Source organism: Amycolatopsis ruanii (assembly GCF_003385175.1).
In the GTDB taxonomy this organism is placed as follows: domain Bacteria; phylum Actinomycetota; class Actinomycetes; order Mycobacteriales; family Pseudonocardiaceae; genus Amycolatopsis_E; species Amycolatopsis_E thermalba.
Genome location: NZ_PQHY01000162.1, coordinates 1 through 2,561 on the forward strand (window position 1 = coordinate 1; position 2,561 = coordinate 2,561).

3 protein-coding genes are annotated in these 2,561 nt (G+C 73.4%); 1 reads left to right on the forward strand and 2 read right to left on the reverse strand.

Annotation, left to right across the window (positions count from 1 at the left end):
* Positions 1-123 precede the first annotated feature (123 nt).
* Positions 124-1,023 (reverse strand): transketolase family protein, encoded by a 900-nt coding sequence (locus D0D28_RS35355; RefSeq protein WP_116115546.1) that lies wholly within the window; start codon positions 1,021-1,023, stop codon positions 124-126.
* Between the two features lie 3 nt (positions 1,024-1,026).
* On the reverse strand, positions 1,027-1,725 hold the full coding sequence (locus tag D0D28_RS35360; RefSeq protein ID WP_116115548.1) for a transketolase: 699 nt from the start codon (positions 1,723-1,725) through the stop codon (positions 1,027-1,029).
* A gap of 52 nt (positions 1,726-1,777) precedes the next feature.
* Here D0D28_RS35360 and soxR point away from each other — a divergent pair, with 52 nt between their 5' ends.
* Positions 1,778-2,239: a redox-sensitive transcriptional activator SoxR gene (soxR, locus tag D0D28_RS35365; protein ID WP_116115551.1), complete on the forward strand. Its 462-nt coding sequence runs from the start codon at positions 1,778-1,780 to the stop codon at positions 2,237-2,239.
* Positions 2,240-2,561 lie beyond the last annotated feature (322 nt).

A 2,561-nucleotide genomic window follows, 5' to 3' on the forward strand; every position in this document is an offset into this window, starting at 1 on the left:
ACAGTCCCCACAGGCCCACCCGCGCAACACCGAACGCCCAACCCCACCGGCCCATCCGCACAACACCCGAACGCACCCACCCGCACAACAAATGCACCAACGCGCGCCGAGCCGGCCGCGCGGTCAGGTGGCCCGCAGGAAGTCCTTCAGCGCGGCTGTGATGCTCGCCTCGTCGAGGTGGTGTGCCAGGTCGTGGTCCGCGACGTCGCCGTAGCGGCGGACTTCCGCGTCCCGGCGGGTGCCGAGTGCCCGGAGGCGGTGTGGCACCTCGACGAGAGCCTCGCTGACCTGGTGGGCCGACGTGCCGGCCAGGTACGGCTCGACCAGCACCACGTCCGCCACCCCGGTCTCGGCCACCGCGGTGCGCAGCGTCGCGGCGTCGAAGGGCCGGACGGTCTTCGCGTAGAGGACCGTCACGTCGAGGTCCTCGGTGGCGGCCAGCACGCGGTCCAGCATCGGGCCGACGGCCAGCACGCTGCGGCGCCTGCCCGCCCGCATCGCTTGCAGGCCCGGTCCCGGGTGCGGGCGCGCGTTCGACTGGGCGCTCAGGCGCAGGTACACCGTGTCGTCGCCGGATAGCGCGTCGCGCAGCAGCGCGACCGCCTCGTCCGGGTGCCCGGGCACGTGCACCGTCCAGCCCGGGATCGTGTCCAGGAGCGCGACGTCGCCCGGCGACTGGTGGGTGCGGCCGGCGGTGGACATGTCGTACGAGCCGCCCCACGAGACGAGCACCGCGCCCGCGCCCTGGTGCGTCAGGTCCAGCTTGACCTGCTCGTAGGGCCGCTCCACGAGGAACGACGGGAACGTGTGCACCACCGGTCGCATCCCGGCCAGCGCCAACCCGCCCGCGACGCCGACCAGCGCCTGCTCGCGGATGCCGACGTTGATCACCCGGTCCGGGTGACGGCGCCGGGCGGCCTCCAGCGACGCCGCGGAGATGTCGGCCAGCACGACCGCGACGCGCGGATCCTCGTCCAGCACCTGCTCCATTGTGGACAGAAACGCCTCACGCATTCCGGGCATGACTCAGCTCCCCTTCGGCTCGACGACGGCGACCACGCACAGCGGCCGGTCCGGGTGTGGCGCGGTGAAGGCGGCGTACAGCGCGTCGTGATCGCGGCCGTTCACTGTGCGCGTGGCCCAGCCCTCGACGGCGAAGCGCTCCGCGATGCCGCCCGGCCAGCCGTGCGTCGCCGACTGGTTGTCGATCACCACCGCGGTCAGCTGCGCCAGCGACGCCCGCCCGGCGAGCGCGATCGCCTCGTGGTTGGAGCCCTCGTCGAGTTCGGCGTCCCCGGTCAGCACCACCACCTTCGGTTCCGTCAGTCCCCGCGCGCGCAGTCCGAACACGGTGCCCACGCCGAGCGCCAGCCCGTGCCCCAGCGACCCGCTGGAGATCTCCACGCCGGGCACGAGCACCCGGTCCGGGTGGTAGCCCAGCCGCGACTCGCTGCCCGCCCAGCCGGCCAGTTCCGCCGGGTCGAGGAACCCCTTCGCGGCCAGGACCGCGTAGTAGGCCATCGGCCCGTGTCCCTTCGACAGCAGGAACCGGTCGCGGGCCGGATCGTCCGGCGCCGCGGGCGAGACGTTCAGCACCCGGTCGTACAGCACCCACAGCACATCTACTGTGGACTCCGCCGCCCCGGAGTGCTTCTCGTCGCCGCGCATGGCGTCGATCAGCTCCGGCAGGTCGGCGTAGCCCAGCCCCCTGGTCGTGTTTCTCATGCTCCGACCGTGCAACCTCGACTTAGGTTGAAGTCAAGGCTAGGCTGGCGCCGTGACCAAGCTTGCCGACCACCTGACCATCGGCCAGGTCGCGGAGCGCAGCGGCGTGCCGCATACGGCGCTGCGGTTCTACGAGGACCGGGGCCTGATCTCGTCCGAGCGCTCGGCTGGGAACCAGCGCCGCTATCCGCGGTCGGTGCTGCGCCGGATCGCGTTCATCCGGGCGGCGCAGCGGGTGGGCCTCAGCCTCGAGGAGATCCACGACGCGCTGTCGACCCTGCCCCGCGACCACGCCCCGACGAAGGCCGACTGGGCCCGGTTGTCCCGCGGATGGCAGGACGAACTCGACGCCCGCATCGACGCGCTCCAGCGGTTGCGGGACCGGCTGACGGGTTGCGTCGGGTGCGGGTGCCTGTCGCTGCGCGTGTGCGGTCTCTACAACACCGACGACCGGATGGCGCAGTACGGACCCGGCGCGCGGGGGCTCAAGCCCGCCGCCGAGGGCGGCGCCTAGGCGCGATTCTGTTGCCGGCGTGCCGGGGCATCACATCCTTTCATTGCTCGGGGGCGATTCGGCGGGCTCGGGTGGTCAGGCCGCGTCTCCTCGCGTCGGCGGTGGTGGTGCGGCAGCGGCCATGCCGGGTGGCAGCCCGCCCCGTGCGGAGCAGGGCCTCGTCGAGCCGTGGCGGACTCCTGCGCACAGGGGCGGCGCCGCGCCTGTGCCGAGGTGGGGCGGCGGGGCGCCGAGCGCAGCCGGAGGTGGTGCCGCGCCCGAGCCGCGGTCGCGCGGTGGTGCGCCGAGTGCAGCCGGAGGTGGCGGCGCGCCTGTGCCGAGG